This is a genomic window from Yoonia sediminilitoris (assembly GCF_003058085.1).
In the GTDB taxonomy this organism is placed as follows: Bacteria; Pseudomonadota; Alphaproteobacteria; order Rhodobacterales; family Rhodobacteraceae; genus Yoonia; species Yoonia sediminilitoris.
On record NZ_QBUD01000007.1, the window covers coordinates 24455 to 50059 of the forward strand.

General features: G+C 58.7%; 22 protein-coding genes and 1 riboswitch. Of the genes, 5 read left to right on the forward strand and 17 right to left on the reverse strand.

Annotation, left to right across the window (positions count from 1 at the left end; translation table 11 throughout):
• Positions 1-71: 71 nt before the first annotated feature.
• Positions 72-1808, forward strand: a complete 1737-nt coding sequence (locus C8N45_RS13590) for a trypsin-like peptidase domain-containing protein (RefSeq protein WP_108386805.1) — start codon at positions 72-74, stop codon at positions 1806-1808.
• Between the two features lie 20 nt (positions 1809-1828).
• Here C8N45_RS13590 and C8N45_RS13595 read toward each other — a convergent pair whose 3' ends face one another.
• The 9 genes from C8N45_RS13595 to metZ all read right to left on the reverse strand — a co-directional run bounded on the left by C8N45_RS13595 (position 1829) and on the right by metZ (position 12609).
• Positions 1829-3112 (reverse strand): TRAP transporter large permease, encoded by a 1284-nt coding sequence (locus tag C8N45_RS13595; protein ID WP_108386806.1) that lies wholly within the window; start codon positions 3110-3112, stop codon positions 1829-1831.
• Positions 3109-3657, reverse strand: coding sequence for a TRAP transporter small permease subunit (locus C8N45_RS13600; protein WP_108386807.1), 549 nt, complete (start codon positions 3655-3657; stop codon positions 3109-3111). Before C8N45_RS13600 ends, C8N45_RS13595 begins: the two co-directional genes overlap by 4 nt.
• Before the next feature lie 26 nt (positions 3658-3683).
• Positions 3684-4715, reverse strand: a complete 1032-nt coding sequence (locus C8N45_RS13605; protein WP_108386808.1) for a TRAP transporter substrate-binding protein — start codon at positions 4713-4715, stop codon at positions 3684-3686.
• A 15-nt stretch (positions 4716-4730) separates the two neighbouring features.
• The gene (locus C8N45_RS13610) at positions 4731-5555 is read right to left on the reverse strand and encodes a putative hydro-lyase (RefSeq protein ID WP_108386945.1); all 825 of its coding nucleotides are present in this window, start codon (positions 5553-5555) and stop codon (positions 4731-4733) included.
• A gap of 95 nt (positions 5556-5650) precedes the next feature.
• Positions 5651-6529, reverse strand: a complete 879-nt coding sequence (locus tag C8N45_RS13615) for a LysR family transcriptional regulator (RefSeq protein WP_108386946.1) — start codon at positions 6527-6529, stop codon at positions 5651-5653.
• A 51-nt stretch (positions 6530-6580) separates the two neighbouring features.
• A complete protein-coding gene (locus tag C8N45_RS13620; RefSeq protein ID WP_108386809.1) occupies positions 6581-8176 on the reverse strand; it encodes a 5-guanidino-2-oxopentanoate decarboxylase in 1596 nt (531 codons plus the stop codon).
• A complete protein-coding gene (locus C8N45_RS13625) occupies positions 8176-9624 on the reverse strand; it encodes a TrkH family potassium uptake protein (protein ID WP_108386810.1) in 1449 nt (482 codons plus the stop codon). The genes C8N45_RS13620 and C8N45_RS13625 overlap by 1 nt, the downstream gene beginning before the upstream one ends.
• Positions 9625-9753: 129 nt before the next feature.
• Entirely contained in the window at positions 9754-10857 is a 1104-nt protein-coding gene (folE2, locus tag C8N45_RS13630) for a GTP cyclohydrolase FolE2 (RefSeq protein ID WP_108386947.1), read from the reverse strand.
• A 576-nt stretch (positions 10858-11433) separates the two neighbouring features.
• Positions 11434-12609 carry an O-succinylhomoserine sulfhydrylase gene (gene metZ / locus C8N45_RS13640; protein WP_108386812.1) on the reverse strand — a complete coding sequence of 392 codons (1176 nt, stop codon included), beginning with the start codon at positions 12607-12609 and terminating at the stop codon, positions 11434-11436.
• 61 nt (positions 12610-12670) lie between these two features.
• Positions 12671-12748: riboswitch (SAM riboswitch) on the reverse strand.
• Positions 12749-12867: 119 nt separating this feature from the next.
• Here metZ and C8N45_RS13645 point away from each other — a divergent pair.
• Positions 12868-13575, forward strand: a complete 708-nt coding sequence (locus C8N45_RS13645) for a glutathione S-transferase N-terminal domain-containing protein (RefSeq protein ID WP_108386813.1) — start codon at positions 12868-12870, stop codon at positions 13573-13575.
• A 49-nt stretch (positions 13576-13624) separates the two neighbouring features.
• A complete protein-coding gene (locus C8N45_RS13650) occupies positions 13625-13954 on the forward strand; it encodes a PilZ domain-containing protein (RefSeq protein ID WP_114427835.1) in 330 nt (109 codons plus the stop codon).
• Positions 13955-13973: 19 nt separating this feature from the next.
• Here the strand turns inward: C8N45_RS13650 and C8N45_RS13655 are convergent, their stop codons facing one another.
• The 4 genes from C8N45_RS13655 to C8N45_RS13670 form a co-directional block, all read right to left on the reverse strand.
• Entirely contained in the window at positions 13974-14585 is a 612-nt protein-coding gene (locus C8N45_RS13655) for an inner membrane-spanning protein YciB (RefSeq protein WP_108386815.1), read from the reverse strand.
• 10 nt (positions 14586-14595) lie between these two features.
• Positions 14596-15498 (reverse strand): EamA family transporter, encoded by a 903-nt coding sequence (locus C8N45_RS13660; protein WP_108386816.1) that lies wholly within the window; start codon positions 15496-15498, stop codon positions 14596-14598.
• A 25-nt stretch (positions 15499-15523) separates the two neighbouring features.
• Positions 15524-16732: a signal recognition particle-docking protein FtsY gene (gene ftsY / locus C8N45_RS13665; protein ID WP_108386817.1), complete on the reverse strand. Its 1209-nt coding sequence runs from the start codon at positions 16730-16732 to the stop codon at positions 15524-15526.
• Positions 16733-16846: 114 nt separating this feature from the next.
• Positions 16847-18532: an NAD(P)H-dependent oxidoreductase subunit E gene (locus C8N45_RS13670; protein ID WP_108386818.1), complete on the reverse strand. Its 1686-nt coding sequence runs from the start codon at positions 18530-18532 to the stop codon at positions 16847-16849.
• Positions 18533-18674: 142 nt separating this feature from the next.
• Here C8N45_RS13670 and C8N45_RS13675 point away from each other — a divergent pair, with 142 nt between their 5' ends.
• Both C8N45_RS13675 and C8N45_RS13680 read left to right on the forward strand, forming a co-directional pair.
• The gene (locus C8N45_RS13675; RefSeq protein ID WP_108386948.1) at positions 18675-19676 is read left to right on the forward strand and encodes an alkane 1-monooxygenase; all 1002 of its coding nucleotides are present in this window, start codon (positions 18675-18677) and stop codon (positions 19674-19676) included.
• Positions 19669-20070, forward strand: coding sequence for a hypothetical protein (locus C8N45_RS13680; RefSeq protein WP_108386819.1), 402 nt, complete (start codon positions 19669-19671; stop codon positions 20068-20070). The genes C8N45_RS13675 and C8N45_RS13680 overlap by 8 nt, the downstream gene beginning before the upstream one ends.
• A gap of 23 nt (positions 20071-20093) precedes the next feature.
• On the opposite strand, the gene murD is transcribed toward C8N45_RS13680, so the two are convergent.
• From murD to C8N45_RS13700, 4 genes are all read right to left on the reverse strand, one after another.
• Positions 20094-21485 (reverse strand): UDP-N-acetylmuramoyl-L-alanine--D-glutamate ligase, encoded by a 1392-nt coding sequence (murD, locus tag C8N45_RS13685; protein ID WP_108386820.1) that lies wholly within the window; start codon positions 21483-21485, stop codon positions 20094-20096.
• Between the two features lie 116 nt (positions 21486-21601).
• A complete protein-coding gene (gene mraY, locus C8N45_RS13690) occupies positions 21602-22684 on the reverse strand; it encodes a phospho-N-acetylmuramoyl-pentapeptide-transferase (RefSeq protein WP_108386821.1) in 1083 nt (360 codons plus the stop codon).
• Between the two features lie 10 nt (positions 22685-22694).
• Entirely contained in the window at positions 22695-24119 is a 1425-nt protein-coding gene (locus C8N45_RS13695; RefSeq protein ID WP_108386822.1) for a UDP-N-acetylmuramoyl-tripeptide--D-alanyl-D-alanine ligase, read from the reverse strand.
• Complete coding sequence (locus C8N45_RS13700) at positions 24116-25600, reverse strand: UDP-N-acetylmuramoyl-L-alanyl-D-glutamate--2,6-diaminopimelate ligase (protein ID WP_108386823.1); 1485 nt, start codon at positions 25598-25600, stop codon at positions 24116-24118. Before C8N45_RS13700 ends, C8N45_RS13695 begins: the two co-directional genes overlap by 4 nt.
• Positions 25601-25605 lie beyond the last annotated feature (5 nt).

The window sequence follows — 25605 nt, forward strand, 5'->3', positions numbered from 1 at the left end:
CGGTTGCTCTTGCCTATTAGCCACAACAGGGCAATCACAACCAAAACTGTTTGTCGGATATTGGGGCATCTATGTCTAAACTACTGACCGCTATTTTCTTCACGCTTGCTTTGACCGTTTCAGCTGCGGCGCAAAGCAATTTCTGGGTCCAGATTGAAGCCCGCAACACGCTGTCCGGGGCTCAAGAGCGTGCCAGCGAATATACGCGGCGGCTGGATAATGTGGCGGGGTTCTATCTGGGCAACAATTTCTACGGCATCGTCATCGGGCCCTTTTCCCAGGCCGAGGCCAGCATCACACTTGATCGGCTGTTGGCGCGGGGGGCGATCCCATCGGACAGTTTTGTCAAGAGCGGGCAATTCTTCAAACAGCAGTTCTGGCCAATTGGCGGTGGAACGTCGGCAGCAGCCACGCCGCCAGCCGCAGAGCCGCTAGGCGCAAATGCAGCCGCAAACCTGCCCAGCGATCCCATTGAAACACCGGATGAGACACCGGCAGAGGCCCGCGCTTCGGAGCGGTTGCTCAGCCTTGAAGAAAGGCAGGAGTTGCAGAAAGCCCTGAAATGGGCCGGATACTACACTGTGGCCATCGACGGATCTTTCGGACGCGGCACGCGCGCGTCGATGCAGGCATGGCAAATCGCCAATAATCAGGAACCCACGGGCATCCTGACGACCCGGCAGCGTGCGCTCTTGTTTGAACAATATAACGGCGTGCTGGACGGGCTCGACCTGCGGCTAGTCCGCGACACGGCATCTGGCATACAGATGGAGGTCCCGACAGGCGTTGTGGGCTTCATCGAATATCAGCCGCCCTTCGTGCGCTTTGACGCCAACAGCGACATTCCCCAAGCGCAGGTGCTGTTCATCAGCCAGGCTGGTGACGAAGGCAAAATGATCGGCCTCTACGAAGTGCTACAAATCCTTGATATCGTACCGCCCGATGGGCCACGCAGCCGAACGCCGCGCGGTTTCACCATCGAAGGGATCGGTGACGGGCTTCACACCTATGTCAGTGCGTCGCTTGTCGATGGTGAGATCAAAGGCTTTGTTCTGGTCTGGCCCGAGGGTGACGATCAGCGCCGCACCCGGCTGATTGAGGAAATGGAAGCCAGTTTCGAGCGGCTTCCCGGTGTCCTTGACCCCGACATTGCACCACCGGGCGAAGATCAGGCGATCGACATGGTCTCAGGTCTGGCCGTGCGCAAGCCGCAGTTCACCCGCTCGGGCTTTTTTGTGACCGAGGACGGGGCCGTTGTGACGACGACGCAGGCGGTTGCCGGTTGTGCGCGCATCACGCTTGACCGCGATGACGAAGCCGAAGTCGTCTTTACCGATGCAGAGATTGGCCTTGCGATCTTGCGGCCCGTCGATCCGATTGTGCCCCGAGATGTGGCGGCTTTCTTGATTGATGTCCCGCGGCTGCAAGACCAGATTGCGGTTGCAGGCTACCCCTTTAATGGCGCGCTCAGCGCACCCACGCTGACCTTTGGCCAGATCATCGATATTCGCGGGCTAAGCGGTGACGACCGGATCAAGCGGCTGGCGATCCTGCCGCAACCGGGTGATTCAGGAGGCCCTGTGTTCGACGACAGCGGGTCAACAATTGGCATGTTGCTGCCACGGGCCGATGGGTCTGTGCAGATTTTGCCTCCCGAAGTGAATTTTTCGCTAGATGCTGGGCAGATCGTAGCGACGTTGACCGCGCAGGGCTTTGCGCCAACGCTGCGCGAGAAGGGCGGACCGATTTCGCCTGTTGCCCTCACCCGTCAGGCCGCGGATGTCGCCGTGCTGGTCAGCTGCTGGTAACGCTTCACCGGCATTGCCGCCTACTGCAAGGCATTTGGCAAAAATAGCGCAATGTTCGGGAAGGCGATGAGCAGGAAGGCCATCGCCAGCATTGTCAGGCAGTAGGGCAATGCCCCCAGCATGACCTCGTTCAGGTTGCCCGATTTGCGCGCGCCCTGCACCACATAAAGGTTCAGGCCAACCGGCGGGGTTATCAGCGCCATCTCGATCAGGACAATCATCAAAATGCCGAACCAGATCACGTCATAGCCCTGCGCAAGCACCAATGGCACGATGATCGGAATGGTCACAACCATCAGTGACAGGGTTTCGATAAAGAACCCGAGCACGATATAAAGCACGACCACCACCAGAATTGTCTTTAGTGGGGTCAGGCCAAGGCCCGTCATAAAGGCCGTCAGTTCGCGCCCAAGCCCGGCTGACGCCAGCGTGAAGTTCAAAAACGATGCCCCGATGACGATCAGCATGATCATGGATGTAATCTTGACCGTGCCGGTCAGGCTTTGCATCAGCATGGCCCACGACACCCCACCGAACGCCAACGCGATCAGCAGTGCGCCCGCGACGCCTACGGCAGCGGCTTCGGTTGGTGTGGCCCAGCCGCCATAGATCGACCCGACGATCAGTCCAAACAGGATGATGATCGGGATCAGGTCCAGCAGAGCCCGCAGCATCTGTGGAAAGGGAAAGGTGCGCCGGACGCCGCCCAAATCAGGACGTACCAGACAAATAATTGCAGTGACCGCCATAAAGGCCAACGCCAACGCGACGCCGGGGATCAAGCCGGCAAGAAAGAGTTGCGGAATAGAGGATTGCGTCAGAAATCCATAGACGATCAGGTTGATCGACGGGGGTATCATGATGCCCAGCGTGCCCCCCGCCGCAATCGCCCCGGAAAAGAGTTTGGGATCATATCCCAGTTTCTCCGCCTGCGGCATGGCAACAGTTGCCACCGTCGCCGCCGTGGCCACCGATGACCCTGACGTCGCTGAAAACATCGTTGCAGTGGCCACGTTTGCGTGGACAAGTCCACCGGGCAGCCATGACACCCAACGGTCCAGCGCGGCATAGGTTCGCGTCGCAACCCCGCTGCGCACCAGAATTTCACCCAACAACACAAAAAACGGGATCGCAATCAAGGTCGCCGAATTTGATGCCGACCAGACCATATTGCCCAAGCCCCGCGTCAGCGGAAAGCTGGAAAAAAATACATCGACCCCGAAGCCCAGCAAAAACAACACGATACCAACCGGGATTGACAGCGCCAGCAGGCCCAGCAATCCAACAGAGACATAACCAATCATTGCAAGGTCTCCTGCTCGGCAAAGGCGCCGACGAATTTTTCGGTCTCTGCATGGCGTTTTTTCAGCAGCAAACTAAGCGCTGCGATGGTGGTCAGCGATGACATGAGCGCAAACCAGACCCAGCCCGCAAACCAAGGCGCCTGCACCCAGACAAGAGGGGTTTCCAATGGGGTATTGGCGCGTGACCCATTCGTGATGGACCGTTCCAGCACAGGCCACGCCTTGATTGCGATTGTGATGACCACGCCGGACATCACAATCATCGCAAACACATCAAACAAGGCCCGCTTGAAGCTGCCCGCACGGCTGCGCAGCAGGTCAATACGCACGTGCCCCAATTCAAGCAGGGTAAAGGACATCCCCCAAGAGGTCGCAAGCGCCATGGTATATCCCGCGATTTCTTCGGTGCCGCCAAAGGACGTGCCGATCTGCCGCGAAACAATATCAATCAGCACGAATGCCGCACAGAGAAGCAAACCAAAACCCACCATCAGGGCGACCCCTTTGTTGATCGCTCTGAGGTTTTCTATCAGTTTGAGTTCCATGCGCGGCACCCCCTTCGTTATTGGTTTTACTCGATCGTCACGCCGACGGCCTTGCCCACAGTGTCATTCCAGCGTTCGGCCCAGTCGCCCCCGGCGCGTTCCGCCCATTCTGGCAGTACCTCGGTTGTCAGGATCGTTCGTGCCCGGTCAAAATCGGCATCACTGACAGCAACCAGTTTCATCGCGCGCTGCTCGCCCGACGGGCATTCGCCATTCCCTGTCAGACAGGCGATATCGTTGACCAACGCATCCTGCGCACTCGCCCATGCCGGGTCTTCGAAACCTTCGGCAATCTGTGTCGTGATCAATGCCTGTGTGTCAGCGCCAAGGCTATTCCACTTGTCCAGATTGATCGCCGTGACCACAGAGTCCCAACCACCCAGCGGAATTGGCAAAAGGTGCGTCGACACTTCCCACCAGCCGGCACTGTAGCCAGAACCGGCACCCGTAACGGCGCAATCGACGACACCGTTTTGCAGCGCACCCGGGACTTCAGAGAATGACACATTGACACCTTCCGCGCCCAGCGCCTCAAGCAGTTTGGCAGTCATGCGACCAGAGGCGCGGACCTTGAGCCCTTCAAGATCAGCAAGATTGTTGATCTCGTGATTGCAGAAAACCACCTGCGGCGGATAGGGCGCAATGGCCAGCACATGCGAATTGAAGCGGTCGCGGTAGATGTCCGCCACCATCGGACGGGCCGCATCGACCATTGCGCGCGCTTCATCTGCGCTCAGGGCAAGCAAGGGTACGTCGAGACCTTCAAGTTCAGGCGCATCGGCGACCGCATAATCCGCAACAGTCATTGCCACGTCATACACCCCCTGCCCCAGAAGCGGATAGATGTCGCCCAGACCAAGGCTCATCTGGTTGTGCGTGGTCAGTTCAACAGCGATTTCACCACCCGATGCCTCTGGCAGAATCTTGTTCCAGAACGGGGCTTCATATTGGTTGTGCAGTGGCAAGCTGGACCAGCTGCCGACCACGGACAGGTCTTCTGCGGCAAGTGGGGTAGCAAGCGCTGTGCTTGCAGCAAGGATCGAGAGTGTCTTTTTCATCGTGTGTTTCCTTCTTTAAACTGGCTTCATGATTGTTGTTTCCGCATCTTCGGCCACATCTGCGATCAGCATATGGCCAGGCGAATGGGTGACGCAGATTGGCAGCCCTGCGTCCAAAAGGACATTTTGCGGTGTGACGCCGCAGGCCCAAAAGACCGGCACTTCGCCGGGTCTGATATCAACGGCATCGCCCCAGTCCGGCTGGGACAGATCGGCAATGCCGATTTGCGCCGGATCTCCGGCGGCAATTGGCGCACCGTGAGCTTGGGGGAAGCGGCTGCTGATTTCTCTGGCCTCGGCAACCTGGGCTTCGGGGATCGGGCGCATCGTCACAACCATTCGCCCGCTGAACCGGCCTGCGGGCACAAGGTCGATATTGGAGCGATACATGGGGACATTCTTGCCAGTCTCACTGTGACGCACCGGAATCCCCGCCCGCAAAAGCGCGTTTTCAAAGGTGAAGGAACAGCCCAATGCCACAGTCACAAGATCATCGGTCCAGATGTCGGTAATATCGGTGACTTCCTTGTCCAGATTACCGTTCACAAAGACCCGATATTTTGAAACATCCGTCCGAATGTCGATGTCGCGCCCCAAGGTGGGCAAAGCCGGGTTGCCGCTGTCGCTGATGCCAACGATGGGGCATGGTTTGGGGTTGCGCTGGCAAAAGCGCAGGAAATCAAGCGCGTACCGTTCAGGCAGGATCGCCAGATTGCATTGCAGTTTTCCCGCGGCCAATCCGGCCGTGTGCCCATCGTATGACCCATCCCGGATCGCGGCCCGCACATCCGCCGCAGAGGCTTTGACCAAATCGGCATGTGATACGGATTTTGCTGTCATGATGTCCGCCCCCGGGAGTTCCCTTGGAAGGATCACACAGGTCCCGACATCGCGCAATTTATCATTTTATATCAGGTGTGATCGATTTTTTGAATTTACTTTGGATGGATTTCATCCCACGCCAGCGCGACGGCGCGCGCCATTTCAGCGCTGTTTTCCACCAGAAAGCTGCGCGGCTCTGACAGATAAGACGCCGTAAAGGCCAGCGGCTGCGGCTGAAATCCTGCATCAAATTCAACAATCTGGCCTGATTCCAGAAAATCGTTGGCCAGCGCGCGCGGATAAGGACCCACCGCGATCCCCGCCGCAATCATCTTGAGGCTGGCTGAAAGTGACGCTGACGCAAACACCCGCAACTTGGGCCCGACACGGCGGGACAATTCAGACATCAGTTCCCTGTAAGGACGCGTCTGACTGGAATAGGAAATGACGGGAATTTTGCTCAGGTCGGTTTGCGCATTCATGGTTGACCGGTACCAATGCAAGTCAAACGGCGGCAGGGCGACATTCTCGACCGAGAATTCAGAAATCGGCCCCATCAGAAACGCCATGTCCAGCTTGCGCTCCAACAACGCGGCGCGCAGGTTGATCGAAATATCTACCGTCAGATCGACGTTCACCCGTGGGTACTGTTCGCTGAACGCCTTGAGGAAATCGGGCAGCCACGCCTGCGCAATGGTTTCAGAGGCCCCGACGCGAAACAGCCCTTCGGCCTCTGACGGGTTGGCGACGCGCTGCTTGATCTCTTCTTCCACGAACAGCATTTGTTCGGCGTAGGACAGCAGTAGCGTGCCATGTTTCGTCAGCACCAACTCACCCGGTCCACGTTCAAACAGTGCGACCCGCAATTCATGCTCCAGATTTGAAATGCGGGTGGAAACAGCGGGTTGCGACAGGTTCAGCCGTTCGGCCGCCTTGCGAAAGCCGCCCAGACGGGCCACCCAGAGGAATGTGCGGATTTGGTCAAAGGTCATGACCATTGATAAGTTGGATCAATGCCGGGGCAAAGCGATAACTTGAACGGCCTAGTTCGCCACGCCCGCGATATCCGATTTCACATGAATGATGGTCGGGCCCTTTGTCGCAAGCGCGGTCGTGATCGCAGATTTTAAGTCTGGCAGGCTTTGCGGGGCCGCCGACGCGGCACTGTAGGCCTCTGCCAGTTTACAGAAATCCGGGTTGCGCTGGACGACTGCATTTGGCGCGATTTGCGCGCGCACCATGCTGTCTTCAATCTCGCCCAGCTTGCCATTGTCCCAGATGATGATGGGCAGGGTCAGTTCCAGTTCGACGGCAACAGCCAATTCCTGCACCGTGTACTGGAACCCATAGTCACCCATGATTGCGATGACCGGTTGGTCGCGGCAGCCGATCTTGCCACCAATCGCCGCTGGCAGCGCGTAGCCCAAAGTTCCGAAACCATAAGGATGATGCCAATGCCCCGGGCGGTCCATCGGATAGACTTCCTTTGCGGCATAGGCGAATTGGGTCATGTCTGAATAGATCATCGCATCCACTGGCAGCGCCTCTTTCAGCGCATCCGCGACAGGCAGGATGCCGGGGCGGTCCATATCAATTTCGCTGCGCCATTTGGTCTTGGTTTGTTGAACCTGATCGGCTGACCAGTCGGAATTTATGGTCACGCCAGCCAGTGCATCGTCCACAGCGGCCACCCATGCGGCTGCATCTGATTGCACAATCATCACGTTGTTTTGGGCATCACAGAGCATTTCAGGGTCAATGTCGATGCGGATCAGCGGGACATCATCCGCCAGTTCATCACGCCACAGGTCAACTTCTGACAGTTCGGTTCCAATGGCAAAGACCACATCAGCCTCGGCGATGATCCGCCCTGAGTCGGGACGTGCAAGAAACGATCCAAAATGCAGCGGATCAGTTGCCGGAATAACCCCGCGCCCGGCGTAGGTCGACATGCTCGCGACGCCCATGCGCCGTACAAGGTCCGCCAATCGCCGCGCTGGTTTCCGTGCGCCTCCCCCAACGATCATGAATGGCTTTTGCGCATTCTTCAGCAAATCCGCGCAGGTTCCCGAAGAAACGGTATCAACAGCGCCCACTGGTGGCACAGAGGCAAGCGCCGGAAAGCTCCCCCCGGGGCCTTCGAGCGCTTTGATCGGCAAGCTCAGATGTTTGGGCCGAGGACGTTTCGTTTCAAACTCAAGAAACGCACGGTCGACCAACTGATAAGCGGCATCGGCATTTGCGGTCGTGCGCGACCAATCGCAAACCGCTGCCGCCGCTGCATTTTGATCAATCATCTGATGCAATTGCCCGTGACGCGCGGCCGTCTCGTCCAGACAGCTTGAGATCACCAGCATCGGCACGCTGTCGGAATAGGCCTGCCCCATCGGGGTCATGATATTGCACAGCCCCGGCCCCGTGATCACGTAGGCCACACCGGGCTTGCCCGTTGCGCGGGCGTAACCATCGGCCATGAAACCCGCACCCTGCTCGTGACGGGCCAGCACATGGGTGATCCCGGCCTTTTCGATGCCGCGGTACATTTCCTGATTGTGTACACCGGGTATGCCAAAGATCACATCGACGCCGCGATCCTTCAGCATATGGGATATCTGGGCACCAAGGGGGCGTTGGGTCATCAGTCCCTCCAGAATCTGACGGACAGAATCGTCAGGATCACCATGATCTCCAACCGGCCCACGAACATCGCAATGGCCAATATCCATTTGGCTGTGTCGTTGATATATTGATATGTGCCTGCGGGGCCGATCTCGATACCAAGTCCGGGGCCAATGTTGGCCAACGCGGTCGCCGCCCCCGACACCGATGTGATAAAATCCAGCCCTGTCATGCCCAACAACACCGATGTCCCGCCCAGCGTCAGGATAAAGGCCACCAGAAACGCCATGACCGAGTTCAGAACGTCCTCTGAAATCGGGCGGCCTTCGTAGCGCGGAGTGAATATGCCGTGTGGCGAGTGGATTTGCCTGATCTGGCTTTTGATCGCAGCAAAAACCAACTGATAGCGAAAGACCTTGACCGAACAGGCGGTCGAGCCCGCACACCCCCCGATCAGCCCGATGAAAAAGAACATCGCGACAGGGAAGGTGCCCCATTGCATGTAGTCCGCGTTCGCATAGCCCGTCCCCGTGATGATCGAGGTGACGTTAAACAGCGCCTGACGAAAGGCGCGCTCGGACACGACCCCTTCGCGGCCGACGATCCATGAGGTGATAAGCAGGACGCAGATCAGAATGATCACCAGAAATGTGCGGATCTGGCTGTCGCGCCACAAGGGCTGCGCGGTTCCGGCCAGCAGTTGCACATAACGCACAAAGGGCAAGGCAGCCAGAATCATGAAAAGGCTGGCGGCATAGTGGATGCCCGCACCATAGGCCGCAAACGACTGGTCGGAATTCGCCATCCCCCCCGTGGCAATGGTTGTCATGGCATGCACGATCGCGTCAAAACCCGTCATCCCCAGTGCAGAATAGACAAACGCACAGATGCAGCTCAGCGCCACATAGATCACGGAAATCTGGGTCGCGATCTGCCCGGCCCGTGGCAGGATTTTCCCCATCGTATCAAAGGATTCCGAGCGGAAAATCTGCATCCCCCCGACCTTGAGCTCGGGCAGGAAAACCATCGCAACAACAATAATGCCGATCCCGCCGAGCCATTGTAGAATGCCCCGCCACAGCTTGAGCCCGTCCGGCAGGTCCTCCAGCTTGGTAAAGTTGCTGGCCCCCGTCGTGGTCAGCCCCGACATCGATTCAAAGAAAGCGTCGGTCAGGCTGGCCTCTGTCGCCCCCAGCAGAAAGGGGATCGCGCCGAAAATGGGGAGGGTCAGCCACACCAATGAGGTCAGCAGAAAGGTCTGCCGCAGTGACAGCCCTTCGGTCACGCCATTGGCGCAAGCCAGGGCCATCAGGCCACCGCACAGGACGGTAATGACCGCGCTTTCAAAGAATACAAACCAATGGCCGTTGCCCGCCAGCAAGTCCGCCCCCAGAGGGGCGAGCATCGTCAACCCCAAAGCGGCGACAAGCAATCCAATCACATATCCGACGGGGCGCAGATCAAGCATGGCGCAGGGTTGGCCCGAGGCGTAGGGAGTGTCAAGAAGTCATGGGCTTGATGGCGTGTCAGCCGCGATCCGGGAAACGCCCTCCAATATAGCACGATGCACCGGAAGGCAGGTTTCTTTTGTCAAGATTCACCCCACGTGGAAAAGCGACGCGAACAGCTTGGGGTCGATGCTTTCAGTTGCAAAGGTCTCTCCTTCGGTCAGAACCGACACCGCATCGTGGCTGTGCAGGCTTTCCTGATGGCTGGCGATCACTCGGAAATCTGCAATCCGCGGATCAAGTTGCAGTTGCTCAGTGAACAAACGGGCCGCGTCCTCGACAAAGATCGGATTGGCGGCGTTCAGTTCCGCAAATGCCTGCTCGTCCTCGCGCTTGACCATCACTTGGGTTTCAGTCGGCACGGCGGCACGGGCACGGTCAATCAGATCTTCGAACCACAACACGCCGGCCTCGTTGTCCAGTAACACCGAAATCCGCGCCACAGAGCGCTGCGAATGTGGTGTCGCCAATTGCCCCCTGAATTGGCGGGCATGTTCGGACAGTTCCAGCGAACAGGGGCAAGTGGATGAATAGACATAATCCAGATGGATGATCTTTTTGCGCACGCCCGCGCTTTCGACAAGTTCCAGCGCGATGTCGTAATACTGATAGCCTTCAAGGCCCGACCGCAGGCTTTGCACCTTCATCGGAAAACTGAACCGCATCTGGATGCGTGCATCAAAGCTTTCCAGATCACTCTTGTAGGCATCCAGCGCCCGTTCGATCACGTCAAAGCTGAATGTTTCTTCCGCGTGCTTGTAGAAGGTCCGCATGATCCGGGACATGTTGATGCCCTTCTTTTCCGCCTCGAGCGACACGGTGCCCGTCACGGATGTTTCCAACGTCAGGTCGCCATTGTCGCGGGTATGAAACCGGATCGGCAGGCGGAAATTCGATATGCCGACATGCTGGATTTGCTGCTGCGCACCGCGGATCAGGCTGGATGGCCCGTTTTGCAGATCAGGCATCGTGGCTTTGTAGGCATCATCCACCTCAAACGCGTCAGGGTAGGCACGCGCAAGGGCCGGATAATTCGACACCTCCTGACCGGGGATCAGACGCGATACCAGCGGGTCAAGCGTGGCCACTTCCTCTGCCGTCACGTCATCCGCCCAACGGCGCAGTAATGCCAATGCCGCTTCTGCTTCTTCGCGGGTTGGTTCGCGATCCATATCAGGCGAGTGAATATTCATGTCAGGGGCCCTCTCAGGTGCGTCTGAATTGCCAAAATGGGGCGCTGCATCAGAGTTTCCAATGAATTCTTTGTAAATGCGCGAAAAAGTGAGTTCAGAATCACCCATTGCGAAAGGGCACCAACGATTTTGACATGATCCAGTTTCCCAAAGAAACACCCCCGTGTTCTACCGTATTTGGCGCATCCACCTGCCAACCTTGCCGCAAAAAGAACGGTTTGGCTAGATGGCTGGCCTGCACCGCCAACCGTTGCGATTGACGGTGTCGGGCCTCGTTTCTATCACATGATACCGTGCAGTGGCGATCCCCTGACCAAATCGTGATGGGGTCACGAAAGCGGGATCAACATAACCATCGGGTGCCATGCAAATGAACCCTGGGAAGGTCCGGATCATGCGCGACGAAAGTGTCCGTCCCTCCAGACGCGCGGCCCATGCATCTGGTGCAGGAAAAGACGGGGACCAGGCATCGCGCTGTGATTGGTCAAGGTAACCAGACGTGCCGTATTTGACGGCGCCATGAAATATCTGCGCAAGTGCTGCCCTATCGTCGGCACCCAAAAGGGCGCATGCGCATCACATCACTTTGATCGCTTGCCGCAAATCCGCCAGAAGATCATCCGCATCTTCTAATCCCACGCTCAACCGGATCAGACCCGGCGTAATTCCCAGCTTCTGCTTGGTCACTTCAGACAACCGCTGGTGGGTTGTTGTGGCCGGATGGGTCGCGATAGATTTCGCGTCGCCCAGATTGTTCGAGATGACGATAATATCAAGCGTGTTCAAAAGCTTGAACGCCTTTTCCTGACTGCCCGCGTCTATCGACAAAACGGTGCCCCCTGCCCCGATCTGGGCCACGGTCAGCGCGTGTTGTGGGTGGCTTTCCAAGCCCGGATAAATGACGTTGTCCAATGTCCCGTCCGCCTCCAGAGCTGCGGCCAGCTTGTGCGCCGTTTCCGCCTGCGCCCTGACCCGCAGGTCCATCGTTTCCAACCCTTTCAACATGATCCAGGCGTTGAAAGGCGACATCGCACCGCCCGTGTGTTTGAGGTAAGGTTCCACCGTGCCGCGAATGAACTCCTTAGTGCCAAGGATCACGCCGCCCAATGCGCGCCCCTGCCCGTCGATATGCTTTGTCGCGGAATAGACGACCACATCCGCCCCCTGCGCAATCGCATCCGAGAACACCGGCGTCGAAAAGACGTTGTCGACAACGACTGTTGCGCCGACCGCATGGGCCAGCGTGCTCACCGCTCTGATGTCAACCACTTCAAGCGTCGGGTTCGAGATCGATTCGAAGAACACGGCCTTGGTGTCGGACCGGATCGCGGATTTCCATGCTACAAGGTCCGTACCATCAACAAATGTCACTTCGACCCCGTAACGGGTCAGGATTTCCTCAAGGATATAAAGGCACGACCCGAACAACGCCCGCGCAGACACCACATGATCACCTGCGCGCAGCATGGATGTCAGCGCGCCATTGACGGCCGCCATGCCCGACGCCGTGGCAAAGCCATCTTCGGCGCCTTCCAAAGCGGCGATCCGGTCTTCGAACATGGCCACGGTGGGGTTGCCATAGCGGGCATAGATGAATTCATCCTCGCCCGCCTTGATAAAGCGCGCTTCTGCATCTTCGGCGGTATCATAGACGAAACCTTGCGTCAGATAGATCGCCTCACTCACTTCGTTATATTGGCTGCGCCGTGTGCCGGCATGGACCGCTTTGGTGCGTTTGTTCCACGTTTTCATGTCATTATACCTCGCGCCTATTGTGGCGCATAAAAAAGCCCCGACACCGGGAAAAGGTATCGGGGTCAATCCCGCTTCCTCTTTAGCGGCATATTTAACGTGGCCCGCAATCCGGTAACAAATCGCCACGGACAGGCAAATACGCCGATGCCGGGCATTCGTCAATCCTGCCGGGCGCGAATTGCGGCACCGCGAACAGGGGTTGTTCTTTGCGCCTTGCCTGCCATTCTGCGTTTTGATTGCTAGAAAGGACACCGAATGACGCAACCCATTGATCTGTATTTCTGGCCTACGCCAAACGGCTGGAAAATCTCGATTGCGCTTGAAGAAATGGACCTGCCCTATCATCTGCATCTGGTCGATATCGGCGCGGGGGACCAGTTCAAGCCTGATTTCCTGAAAATTGCGCCAAACAACCGGATGCCTGCCATCGTAGATCATGACGGGCCGGGCGGTGCGCCGGTGTCTGTGTTTGAATCAGGGGCGATCCTGCAATATCTGGCGCGCAAGACCGGGCAGTTCTACGGGATAACCGAACGGGACCGGATCAGCGTTGACCAATGGCTGATGTGGCAAATGGGCGGTTTGGGGCCGATGGCGGGACAGGCGCATCACTTCCTGAAATACGCGCCTGCGATGGACCCGCCCAATGACCTGCCCTATGCCAAGGACCGCTACCGCAGTGAAACGGCACGGCTTTATAGCGTGCTGGACCGCCAGCTTGCAAACAATGCCTATGTTGCCGGCGACTTTTATTCGATCGCGGATATATCGATCTGGGGCTGGGCATCGCTGTGGGAAGGGCAGCAGCAGACGCTGGATGACAAACCCCATATGGCGCGCTGGCTGGATGACATGGGCGCACGGCCGGCAGTGCAGCGCGGGCGTGCGCTGGCCGCGGAAAAACGCGCCGATTTCCGCAAGGATCAGGCGGCGCAGAACACGCTTTTTCAACAGAAGCCATAACGATTTGTTAGGTTAGGCGCGATAGCATGTGCTGCTGAAAGGGTTGCACATGAAATATCGGCCGCATCGTTATAACACGACTTATCCTGTAGAGGTGGTCACACCACTTGGATCGCAACAGGCGGTTGTGCTGGATATCCATAACGAAGGTGCCCAGCTTGAAGGGCTGCGCGGTATGCACCGCAGCGACAGGTTGCAGTTGAGAATCCTGAGCCTGCGCGTCGATGCCGTTGTCATGTGGGCCACCGGGTATCGAACAGGAATATTGTTTCGCCCTCGAATCACCAATGATCAGGTTGACACATTACGTTATCGCCGCGACGCAAGGAAAGCCGCCCGCCGCGGGTCGGTCGGCTTTGGCTTTGTCGAAATGCGCTAGGGTCCTGACCCGGCTGCACCTATTCAGACGGTGGCGTTGGTTCCTCGATCAAATATTTTTGCAGGCCGACGATCTGAACCCACAGGAACAGGAATAAGACAGCGGGAAAGGCAAAGGTTTCCAGCTTGACCCACAAATCAGTCGATTGCGTCCGCCAGATCAGTTCATTCGCTACAGCAAGCGTAATGAACATGTAGGTCAGACGCCGGGTAAAGATCATCCAGCCTTCAGGTTCCATCGGCAGGAATTCTTCCATCACATATTGCAGATAGCTTTGCCCGCGCAGCAGCCCCACACCAAGGATTGCGGCCATGAACCCGTAAACAATCGTGGTCTTCATCTTGAAGAACCGCTCATCGTTGAAATAGGCAGTCAGGCCACCAAAAAAGATCACCATGAAGGCGGTGAACACCTGCATCCGGCTGAGTTTTCCGGTCAGGGCCCAAAGCAGCCCCATTGCCAGCAACAGGATCGGCACGAAAATCAGCGCCGCAATAATGAAACCGCTGTAGTCCACACCGCCGATCGCAAAGGTATCATCCTTGATCCGAATGTAGATCAGGAAGAACGCCACGGTCGGCCCCAGTTCCAGGACTTGCTTGAGCATCGGGTTCAGCTGTTTTCGGGCCATTGGTTCCTCCTTATCCTCCCATTTCCACGATCACGGCGCCCAGCGCAACCAGCGCCATCAGAATAAGGCGGCGCGGGCCAACCTTTTCGCCCAGAATGAACCAGCCGATCAGGGCAGCAAACACGGTAGAGGTTTCTCTCAGTACGGCCGCCTCGCCCACTTTATCGAGCCGGGTCGCCATCATCACCCCGCCGAAACTGACCCAAGCGATAAGCGCTCCGGCAAGCCCACGCCAGACCAACGGGCCGATGATCAATTCCACCGCCATCCGCCGATGGCGCAAGAGGGCCAGAATGGGCATGTCAAAGGCGGTCACAAAGAAAAACCACGCCAGAAATGTAAACGGGTCCGGCGACTGTCTGATCCCGTAAGCATCGTAGGTTGTGTAGACAGCGACCAGCGCGCCCCCCGTTAGCGCCCAAGCCAAGCCGATTTTCAGCGCCCGCAGATCCAGTTCTTCTTCCGACAGGTTCCGCAGCGCGAGCAACAGAATACCGCCTGACAGGCAGGCCACCCCCATCCATTGCGTGGCGGTGAAATGTTCGCCAAAGAATGCGGATGCGGCAATGACCGTGACAAGCGGCCCGGTGCCCCGCACCACCGGATAGACCACCGTATAGGCCGCCCGCTCATAAGCCAGCGCCATCGTGACTTTGTAGGCAAAGTGAATGACAATCGCGCCACCCAGCAGCAGTGCTGTCGTCGCATCAGGCCATGGCACCAGAAATAGCGCCACCGGCGCCGACAATACCGCCAGCCACGCATCAATTGCCCCGCGTGTCAGCCACGGGTCATAGCGCCCTTTTTGCAACGCCCCAAAGGCCGCATGGGCGATAGCCGACATCAGCGCAAGGGCCGTCGCCAGCCGCGCGCCCTCGGACGTGCCGGCAATGGATACCAGCCATTCGCCCATCAGTCAGCGAACCGGCAAAGCAGGTTCATTCAAGTCCGACCAGCGCTGCGGCAAATTCTTCGGGATCAAAAGGTGCAAGATCATCAATCTGTTCGCCAACCCCGATTGCATGGATCGGCAGGCCGAATTTATCCGCCAATGCCACCAGAACGCCGCCTTTGGCGGTGCCATCCAGCTTGGTCATCACCAGCCCTGATACATCGGCCAATTCCTGAAAAACCTTCACCTGTTGCACCGCGTTCTGACCGGTGGTTGCATCCAGCACCAACAGCGTATTGTGCGGCGCGTCAGGGTCTTTTTTACGGATCACCCGCACGATCTTGGACAGTTCTTCCATCAGGTCGGCCCGGTTTTGTAGACGTCCTGCGGTGTCAATCATCAACAAATCAGCGCCGTCTGCCTGCGCCTGTGTCATCGCGTCAAAGGCAAGGCTTGCAGGGTCCGATCCTTCGGGCGCGGTCAGCACCGGCACGCCAGCCCTGTCCCCCCAGACCTGCAATTGTTCAACCGCCGCCGCCCGGAACGTATCGCCCGCCGCAATGACGACCTTTTTGCCTGCCGCCTTGAACTGGCTGGCCAACTTGCCGATTGTGGTGGTCTTGCCGGACCCGTTGACGCCAACAACCAACACCACTTGCGGGGTCTTGGCATAAAGCGGAAGGGGCCGCGCGACAGGGTCCATGATGCGGCTGATCTCGGTCGCCATAAGCTGTTTGATTTCCGGCACCGACAGTTTCTTGCCCAGCCGTCCCTCGGCCATGTTGGCAGTGACGCGCAAGGCTGTGTCCACGCCCATATCGGCCGAGATCAGAAGCTCTTCAAGTTGCTCGAGCATGTCATCGTCCAGCGCGCGCCGCACGACCGTCTTTGCCTCTGTGCGCCCGAACATCCGGCCAAGAATACCGGCCTTCTCCGGCTCCGCCTGCGGTTCTGACGCCTCGGTCAGCGGGGCCGTGATGTCGACATTCAATCGCGCCTGTGCAGGGGCGGTTTCTTTGGGCGGCTCTGGTGCAACCTCCGGCGCGGCCTCTGGTTCCGGGGCCTTTACCTCCGCCTCTTCAACGACAGGCTCCGGTTCGGGTATCGGGGCGGGTTCGGGTGTTTCCGCATCAGCCAGCGGGGCCGTTTGCGCGGCCTCTTCCTCGCCCCCTTCACTGACGATCGCATCAAGCCCCTCGTCAATCTTGGACGAGGATTTGAACATCCGGTTCTTGAGCTTTTTGAAGAACGACATGGCAACCAGCCCCTAGATCATTGCTGATCATGACCTAATGGCTGATGGCACAATTGAAAAGCCTCAAGCCGAGGCCCACCCGCACTATCATTGCACCAGTGACGCGGCAAATGCTCAGATTTCATCCTTGAAGTGCTGCATCACCAGCTTGATGGGGTTCGGCGCCGCCTGCCCCAGCCCGCAGATGGATGCGTCGGCCATCGCGGTGCATAGATCCGTCAGCAGCGGCTGGTCCCATGCGTCGGCCTGCATCAGCTTAACCGCCTTTTCACAGCCAACCCGACAGGGGGTGCATTGCCCGCAGCTTTCATCCTCGAAAAACCGGAGCATATTCAGCGCCGCATCACGCGCCTTGTCCTGATCAGACAGCACAACAACGGCGGCAGACCCGATAAAGGTGCCCAGCGGTTGCAGCGTGTCAAAATCCAAGGGGACGTCATTGATCGTGGCAGGCAACAGTCCGGATGACGGGCCACCCGGCTGGTAGGCCTTGAAGACATGGCCCTCTGCCATGCCCCCGGCGGCGGTGATCACATCAGTGATCGTGGACCCTGCGGGCAACAGATAAACCCCCGGCTTGGCCACCCGCCCTGACACGGAATAGGATCGCAACCCTTTGCGCCCGTTCTTTTCGACACCGCTCAGCACCTCTGGCCCTTCGCGGCAGACCCGCGCGACCCACAGCAACGTTTCGACATTATGTACCAGCGTGGGCCGGTTAAAAATGCCCACCTGTGCCACAAAGGGCGGTCTGTGGCGGGGTATCCCGCGCTTGCCCTCGATACTTTCGATCATGGCGCTTTCTTCGCCGCAGATGTAGGCCCCCGCACCGCGCCGCAGGTCGATATAGCCGGGTGTCACAAGCCCCGCGTCCTCCAGTGCTTTGATTTCACGTCGCAAAATTTCAAGCACGGCGGGGTATTCGTCGCGCATGTAGATGAAACAAGTCTGCGCCTCGACCGCCCAAGCGGCAATCAGCATGCCCTCAAGAAACAGATGCGGGGTGCGTTCAAGGTAATAACGGTCCTTGAAGGTGCCCGGCTCGCCCTCGTCCCCGTTCACCGCCAGATACCGGGGCCCCGCATTGGCGCGCACAAAGCCCCATTTCTTGCCTGACGGAAAACCCGCCCCGCCAAGGCCGCGCAGGCCGGATGACAGCACTTTATCCTGCACCGCCTCCCAGTCGCCGCCATCGCGCAAGGACTTCAGTTCCGCATAACCGCCGTCAGCCATATAGGTGGCAAGCGTTTGGTAATCGGGCAGATGGGCATGTGTATCGCCAGCGGCAATCGCGTCTTTCACCTTCTGCGGGGTCGCGTTGTCAATGTGGTTGTGCCCCAGTTCAAGCACCGGGGCCGTATCGCAGCGACCCATGCAGGGTGCGCGCAGAACGCGGACTTCACTGGCATCAAGCCCGTCCTCCAAGGCGGCCATCAACTGCTGTGCGCCTGCCAGTTCGCAAGACAGCGAGTCGCAGACACGAATGGTCAGCGCAGGTGGTGTGGGCTCGCCTTCCTTGACCACGTCGAAGTGGGCATAGAACGTCGCCACTTCGTAGACTTCGGCCTGCGCCATACGCAATTCTTCGGCCAAAGCACGCAGATGGGCGGCAGACAGGCGACCGTATTCATCCTGAATCAAATGCAGGAACTCGATCAACAGATCACGCCTGCGCGGGCTTTCGCCCAGCAATGCTTTGACCTCGTCCCATGCCTGATCGTCCAACTGGCGGCCCTTGGGCGTGTGACGCCCCTTGCCTTTGCCGGATTTCCAAACACCTTCGCGGTTATCAAGTGCCATGGGCGGTTCCTCTCTTGGTCCGTTGCAACATAGCGCCGCCAAAATTGCCCGGCCACGCAAAAGCGACAGGACACAGGGCCAAAGCGCGCAGTTTGGCTATTTTCGCTGACGCCTTGGGAAACCCGTGCTAACGATGCGAAACATGACCCATCCAAGCACATTCTTTGCCATCGCAACATTGCTACCTTCGGCCATACTGGGGCTTGCGGCTGTCCGGGGCGGACTATGGATCGTGTTGGCGGTGATGCTTCAGACCATCGGCGTCGGCCTGCTGGACAGGCTGGTGCAGCGGGTCAGCCCATCCAGCGCGTTCTCCGCAGATTCGGCACTGTCGGCCACACTTGGTCTGCTGCATTTTGGCCTGCTGGCGCTGGCTGTGCAGGGGCTGGCGGGTGCCGGATTTGGCACGGCGGAAAAGCTGGGGTTGTTCTTTGCTGCGGGCCTGTACTTTGGCCAAATCAGCAATGCCAATGCCCACGAATTGATCCACCGGACGACCCGCCCGATGCATCTGCTTGGCATGTGGGTCTATATCAGTCTGCTTTTCGGGCACCATACATCCGCGCATGTGCTGGTGCATCACCGCTACGTGGCAACCGACGCAGACCCCAATACATCGCGCAAGGGGGAAGGATTTTACCGCTACGCCCTGCGGGCATGGACCGGGTCATTCAAGGCAGGCTTTCGGGCAGAGGCAGTACGCCGCCCGCTTCGGCGCAACCCCTATCTGCTCTATGTTGGAGGGGCTTGCCTGTTTATCGCGATTGCATTTGCGTTTTTTGGCTGGGCTGGCGCGCTTGGCTATTTGGGTCTGGCAGGCTACGCACAGATGCAGTTGCTGATGTCCGATTATGTGCAGCACTACGGGCTGGTGCGCCGGATAACAGCGCAAGGCAAGCCAGTTCCGGTCACAGCAGCCCACAGTTGGAACAGCCCGCATTGGTATTCATCTGCCATGATGCTAAACGCAACCCGCCATTCGGACCATCACGCGCATCCGGCACGCCCATATCCCGCGCTGACATTGCCAGATGATGCCCCAATGCTGCCCAAACCGCTGCCCTTGATGGCAAGCATCGCCTTGATCCCCCCACTCTGGCGGCGCATCATGGACCCACAGGTGGAGCGTATCATACATGCTTAGACAAATCGGGCTTACGTGGGCTGCGGCGCTGTTGGCGACAATGCCGCTTGCCGCACAAGATATCATGGACGGGGCCGCCTTTGACGCCCATGTCACCGGGCGCACAATCACCTTCCGCACCGATACAACTGACGTCTACGGGGTTGAACGCTATATGCCCGGCCGCCGTGTTATGTGGTCCAGTGTCGAAGGGATTTGCCAGTACGGCGTCTGGTTCGAAAGCAAGGGCGACATCTGTTTTCGCTATGACCACGACCCAGAGCACAAATGCTGGACCATCTATGACGAGCCGGGCGGTATTCGTGGCGTCTATACCACCAGTCCTCCCTACACGGTCATCTACGAGGTGCCTGATGCCGACACCCCCTTGATTTGTAATGATTTGTCATCCTGATGCGCTGAGGTGTGGCCCGTTTTTCAGCTGCCAACACAGCGAATGAAATCTTCGCCGCGTTTCTCGAAATTGTCATATTGATCAAAGGACGCAGCAGCCGGCGCCAGCAAGACAACCTCGCCCGCCTGTGCCTCTGCCGTGGCCTTGGCGACGGCCATATCCATCGTGGTGCACACCTCTGCCTCTGCACCGACCAACTGGCGTGCAAACTGATCGGCCTCGCGACCGATGACATAGGCTTTTACCACATGGCCCAGATGTGGCAGCAGCCCGTCCAATCCACCTTCTTTCTGTAACCCGCCACAAATCCAGCGGATTTTTGGAAAGGCCTGCAAGGCCTTGGCAGCACTATCCACGTTCGTGGCCTTGCTGTCGTTGACAAAGGTGACATCACCCCGCGTAGCCACGATTTGCGAACGATGCGGCAAACCGGGATAGCTGCGCATCGCGGCCTCGATTCCGCGCGGGCCAAGCCCCAACGTGCGGCAGGCGGCATAGGCGGCACAGGCGTTCTGGTGGTTATGCGCCCCGGGCAATCCCGGCACAGCCCGCAGGTCAATCGACCCGATCTGCCGGTCCTTGCGATATTCAGACAAAAACCCCTTGCGCGCAAAGACATGCCAGCCAGGCCCCGTCAGTTTCTGCCCGGACGAGACCTGTATGATCCGGTCGTCGCCCTGCCCCTGCGCCATCTGGTTCGCCAGATACCGACCTTCGTTTTCGTCCACACCAATGATCGCGCGTTCGGGACCGCCTTCGGCAAACAAGCGGCGTTTGGCCGCGAAATAGCCCCCCAATCCGGCGTGGCGGTCCAGATGATCCGGCGACAGATTGGTCCAGACCGCAATGTCGGGGGTCAGCGCGCGCGCAAGGTCGGTCTGGTAGGATGATAACTCCAGCACCACCACTTCGCCATCATGGGCGGGTTCAATATCCAGCACCCCGCGCCCGATGTTGCCCGCCAACTGCGCGGGCCGTCCATTTTCAACCAGAATATGATGGATCAGCGCCGCAGTGGTCGATTTCCCGTTTGATCCGGTCACGGCAATCACACGCGGCATCGTGTCAAAACTGTCCCAATCCGCCGTGGCAAAGGATTGAAAGAACAGCCCGATGTCATTGTCCACCGGCACGCCCACCGCCCATGCAGCCGCAATGACGGGATGCGGCGCGGGATAAAGGTGCGGGATGCCGGGGCTGACGATGAGGCTCGCGACCCCTTCGAACGCGCCTGCTTTGGTCAGATCGCGCAGGTCGTACCCGTCCGCCTCTGCCGCATCACGGGTGGCAGCACTATCATCCCAGACAACCGCCTGCGCGCCACCAGCCTGCAACGCCACCGCAGTGGCACGGCCTGAACGACCAAAGCCCAGAATGGCAACGGTTTGGCCTGCATAGCCCTGCACTGGAATCATTACTTCGCCCCTTCACACTTCGGCGCACAGTGCCGCTCTACGGCGTAGTCTGCAAGAGGATGGAAAGGCGTCAAAGGTCCACAGTTAGCCACGCACCATCTGCGGCTGTGAACGTGCTAACGCACCTTCAAAGTCGCGAGACCAATCATCGCGAGGATCAGCGAAATGATCCAGAAACGGATCACGATCTGCGGCTCGGCCCAACCCTTTTTCTCGTAATGATGGTGGATCGGGGCCATCAGGAACACCCGCTTACCGGTTCTCTTGAAATAAAGGACCTGCACAATGACAGACAGCGCCTCGACCACAAAGAGGCCTCCGACAATAGCCAGAACAATCTCGTGCTTGGTGGCCACTGCAATCGCGCCCAGGGCCCCTCCAAGGGCCAATGACCCGGTATCGCCCATGAAAACGGCAGCAGGCGGCGCGTTGTACCACAAAAAGCCCAGACCGCCGCCAATCAGCCCCGCCGAAAAGATCAGGATTTCGCCCGTCATTGGGACATAATGCACGTCCAGATATTGGGTGAAATCGGTCCGGCCCACAGCATAGGCGATAATCCCGAATGTGCCCGCTGCAATCATCACCGGCATGATCGCCAGCCCGTCAAGACCATCGGTCAGGTTCACCGCATTCGCAGCACCGACGATCACAATGATCGCAAACGGGATGAACATGACCCCCAGATTGATCAGCGTATCCTTGAAAATCGGCAGGGCAAGCTGGTTGCTCAGTTCATCGGGGTGATAGGCCGCAGCCCAGTATCCGGCCACTCCGGCGATTAGAATACCAAGCAAAATCCGCACCTTGCCAGACACGCCTGCGGTGTTCTGCTTGGACACTTTGGCATAATCATCGGCAAACCCGATGGCCGCAAAGGACAAGGTCACAAACAGCACCATCCACACAAACGGATTATCAAGCCGCGCCCAAAGCAAGGTTGATGTGGTCAGCGCACCTACGATCAGCAGCCCGCCCATCGTGGGGGTGCCAGCCTTGGCAAAATGCCCCTCTGGCCCGTCATTGCGAATAGGCTGGCCCTTGCCTTGCGTGCGGCGCAACACATTGATCAAGGGCGGCCCAAAGATAAACCCAAACAGCAGTGCCGTCATAAAGGCCCCGCCCGCCCGGAAGGTGATATAGCGAAACAGGTTAAAGAAATCGCCACCGTCCGACAGTGCTGTCAACCAGTATAACATGCCAAGATCCTTATTCTTCCAAAGGGCGGCGATGCCCCAGTTTTCGGATGGCGTCAACAACCAGACTGACCTTGCTGCCCTTGGAACCTTTGACCAGCACCACATCGCCGCAATCCACCAACCCCGTCGTGCGGGCCGCAAGTTCGGATGCCGTTTGTGCCCATTGACCGCGCTGTTCATCCGGCAGGGCTTGCCACAGATGATGCATCAGCGGGCCGACACAATGCACCAGATCCAGCTCTTGCAGATAGGCGTTGGTGGCGACATCACGGTGCATCTGCACCTCTTGCCCGCCCAGTTCCAGCATATCGCCAAGAATGGCGATCCTGCGCCCCTTGACCACACGCCCCACGTTGTCAACGGGTTGCGCGGCTGCCAAAACCTCGAGCGCGGCAGTCAGTGACGTGGGATTGGCGTTAAATGAATCGTCCAGCAACGCAAGGCTTTCCCCGTCGGTTGCTTCATCAATCACGATGGTTTCGCGGGTGCCGCGCCCGGCGGGTGGCACCCACAGTGCCATGTCAAGGGCTGCGGTCACCGGGTCCGCCCCCAAAGCATCAACAACCGCCAGCACACCCACCGCATTCGTCGCAAAATGACGCCCCGCAACCGACAGTTTGAACAAATAATCCTGCCCGGCGCCCGTTGCCCGGATCACTGTCACATCCCCGTTCAGGCGTACATCCCGCAGCGTCCAATCAGGTGCTGTCTCTCCAAACAAGAGCTGTCGCGCGGCACGCGCGTCCGCATGGTCACGCAAGATCGAGGAGGTCTCGATATCCGCATTGAGCACGGCAACGCCGCCCGGCTCCAACCCATCAATGATGGCCGCCTTTTCAGTGGCAATGCCTGCCAGACTGTCAAATGAGGCCAGATGCGCCGCAGCGACGGTTGTCACCATCGCCACATGCGGGCGCACCATCCGTGACAGGGGGGCGATTTCGCCCGGATTGCTCATCCCGATTTCGATGATTGCATAGTCGGTGTCAGCGGGCATCCGCGCCAACGTCAGCGGCACGCCCCAATGGTTGTTGTACGATGCTTCGGCAGCATGGCACTTGCCCTGCCGTTCCAGCACCGTGCGCAACATTTCCTTGGTAGAGGTCTTGCCCACCGATCCGGTGATCGCAGCAACCCGGCCCTTGCACCGCGCCCGCGCGGCAACGCCCAGCGCTTCAAGCCCCTGCAAAACATCCTTTACAATCAAAAGCCTATCTGGCGAAACGCCATCAGGCACGTGGCTGACAAGTGCCGCAGCCGCCCCCTTTTCAAGGGCTTGTGCAACAAATTCGTGCCCGTCGCGCACATCGCGCAGTGCCACGAACAAATCACCCGGTTGGATCGTGCGCGTGTCAATCGACACGCCTGTCGCCACCCAGTCGCCGGTTTGACCGCCAGTCGCCGCTGCCGCCTCTGCACTGGTCCACAGGGTCATATCCGCCCCTCAAGTGCTGCCACCGCTACGCTGGCCTGTTCCACATCGTCAAACGGCAGGACAGAATCGCCCACGATTTGCCCGGTCTCATGCCCTTTGCCCGCAATCAGCAAGGCATCGCCCGCACCCAGCATGTCAATGCCGCGCAAGATTGCCTCGGCCCGGTCGCCCACTTCCGTCACACTTTCAGCGCCCGCATCAACCGCCCCTGCCAACACAGCCGCCCTGATCGATGCGGGGTCTTCCGAGCGTGGATTATCATCAGTGACAATCACTATATCGGCGTTTTGCGCAGCGGCCGCCCCCATCAAGGGGCGTTTGCCCACGTCGCGATCGCCCCCCGCGCCCACAATCACGATAATGCGGCCCATCACATGCGGGCGCATCGCCTTGAGCGCGGTTTCAACAGCGTCCGGCGTATGGGCATAGTCCACAAACACCGCCGCCCCGCTTTCGCGCGTCGCTGCTAGTTCCATCCGGCCATGCACTGTGCCCAGATGCGGCAGGGCGTCGAACACATCCTGCGGGTCTGCCCCTGCGGCAATCACCAGCCCCGCCGCCAAAAGAACATTTTCCGCCTGAAATCCGCCGATCAGGGCAAGCCTGACCTGATGCCGCCTTTCCTGCCACGTAAACAGAACATCCTGTCCCGTCGCATCAAAGCGTTGCCCGGTCAGACGCAAGCGCGCAGCAGGGTGGCGCCCCACGCCAATCACTTCCTGCCCGCGTTTGGTGCAAAGGCGCGCGACCTCTTCCCCCTTGGGGTCATCCAGATTGACAACAGCAACGCCGTCGTCGGTCAGCACCCGTTCAAACAGACCCGCCTTAGCAGCAAAATAGGCTTCAAAGGTTTCATGGTAATCAAGGTGATCCTGGGTGAAGTTGGTGAACCCCGCAGCGGCCAGGACGACCCCGTCCAGACGGCGCTGGTCAAGCCCATGGCTCGAAGCCTCCATCGCCACATGAGACACGCCATTGCGCGCGGCCTCTGCCAGAACGCGGTGCAGGGTAATCGGTTCCGGCGTGGTGTGCTTCAGCGGATGCGCCCATGCCCCTTCGACGCCTGTAGTGCCCAGATTGACACCTGCGATGCCAAGTTCCTCCCAGATTTGGCGGCAGAATGTGGAAACGGATGTTTTGCCATTGGTGCCCGTTACCGCCACAACGGTGCGCGGATGCGCCCCGAACCACAGCGATGCCGTCTGGGCCAGCGTTTGTCTGGGGTCTTGCGCCACGATCAGGGCCGCGTCAGTCATGGCCAGAACGTCTGCGGCGATGCGTGCGCCCTCGGCATCGGTCAGAATGGCCGAAGCCCCCATGCGCAGGGCATATTGGATGAATTCGCCGCCATGAACCTTTGTACCCGGCAAGGCCGCAAACAGGTATCCTGCCTTTACATCGCGGCTATCGACGGCCAGTCCCGTCACCAGAGCCTCTGCACCGCCTTGTGCTGTCAGTCCCAGTTCTGCAAGTGTTGTCATGTCCC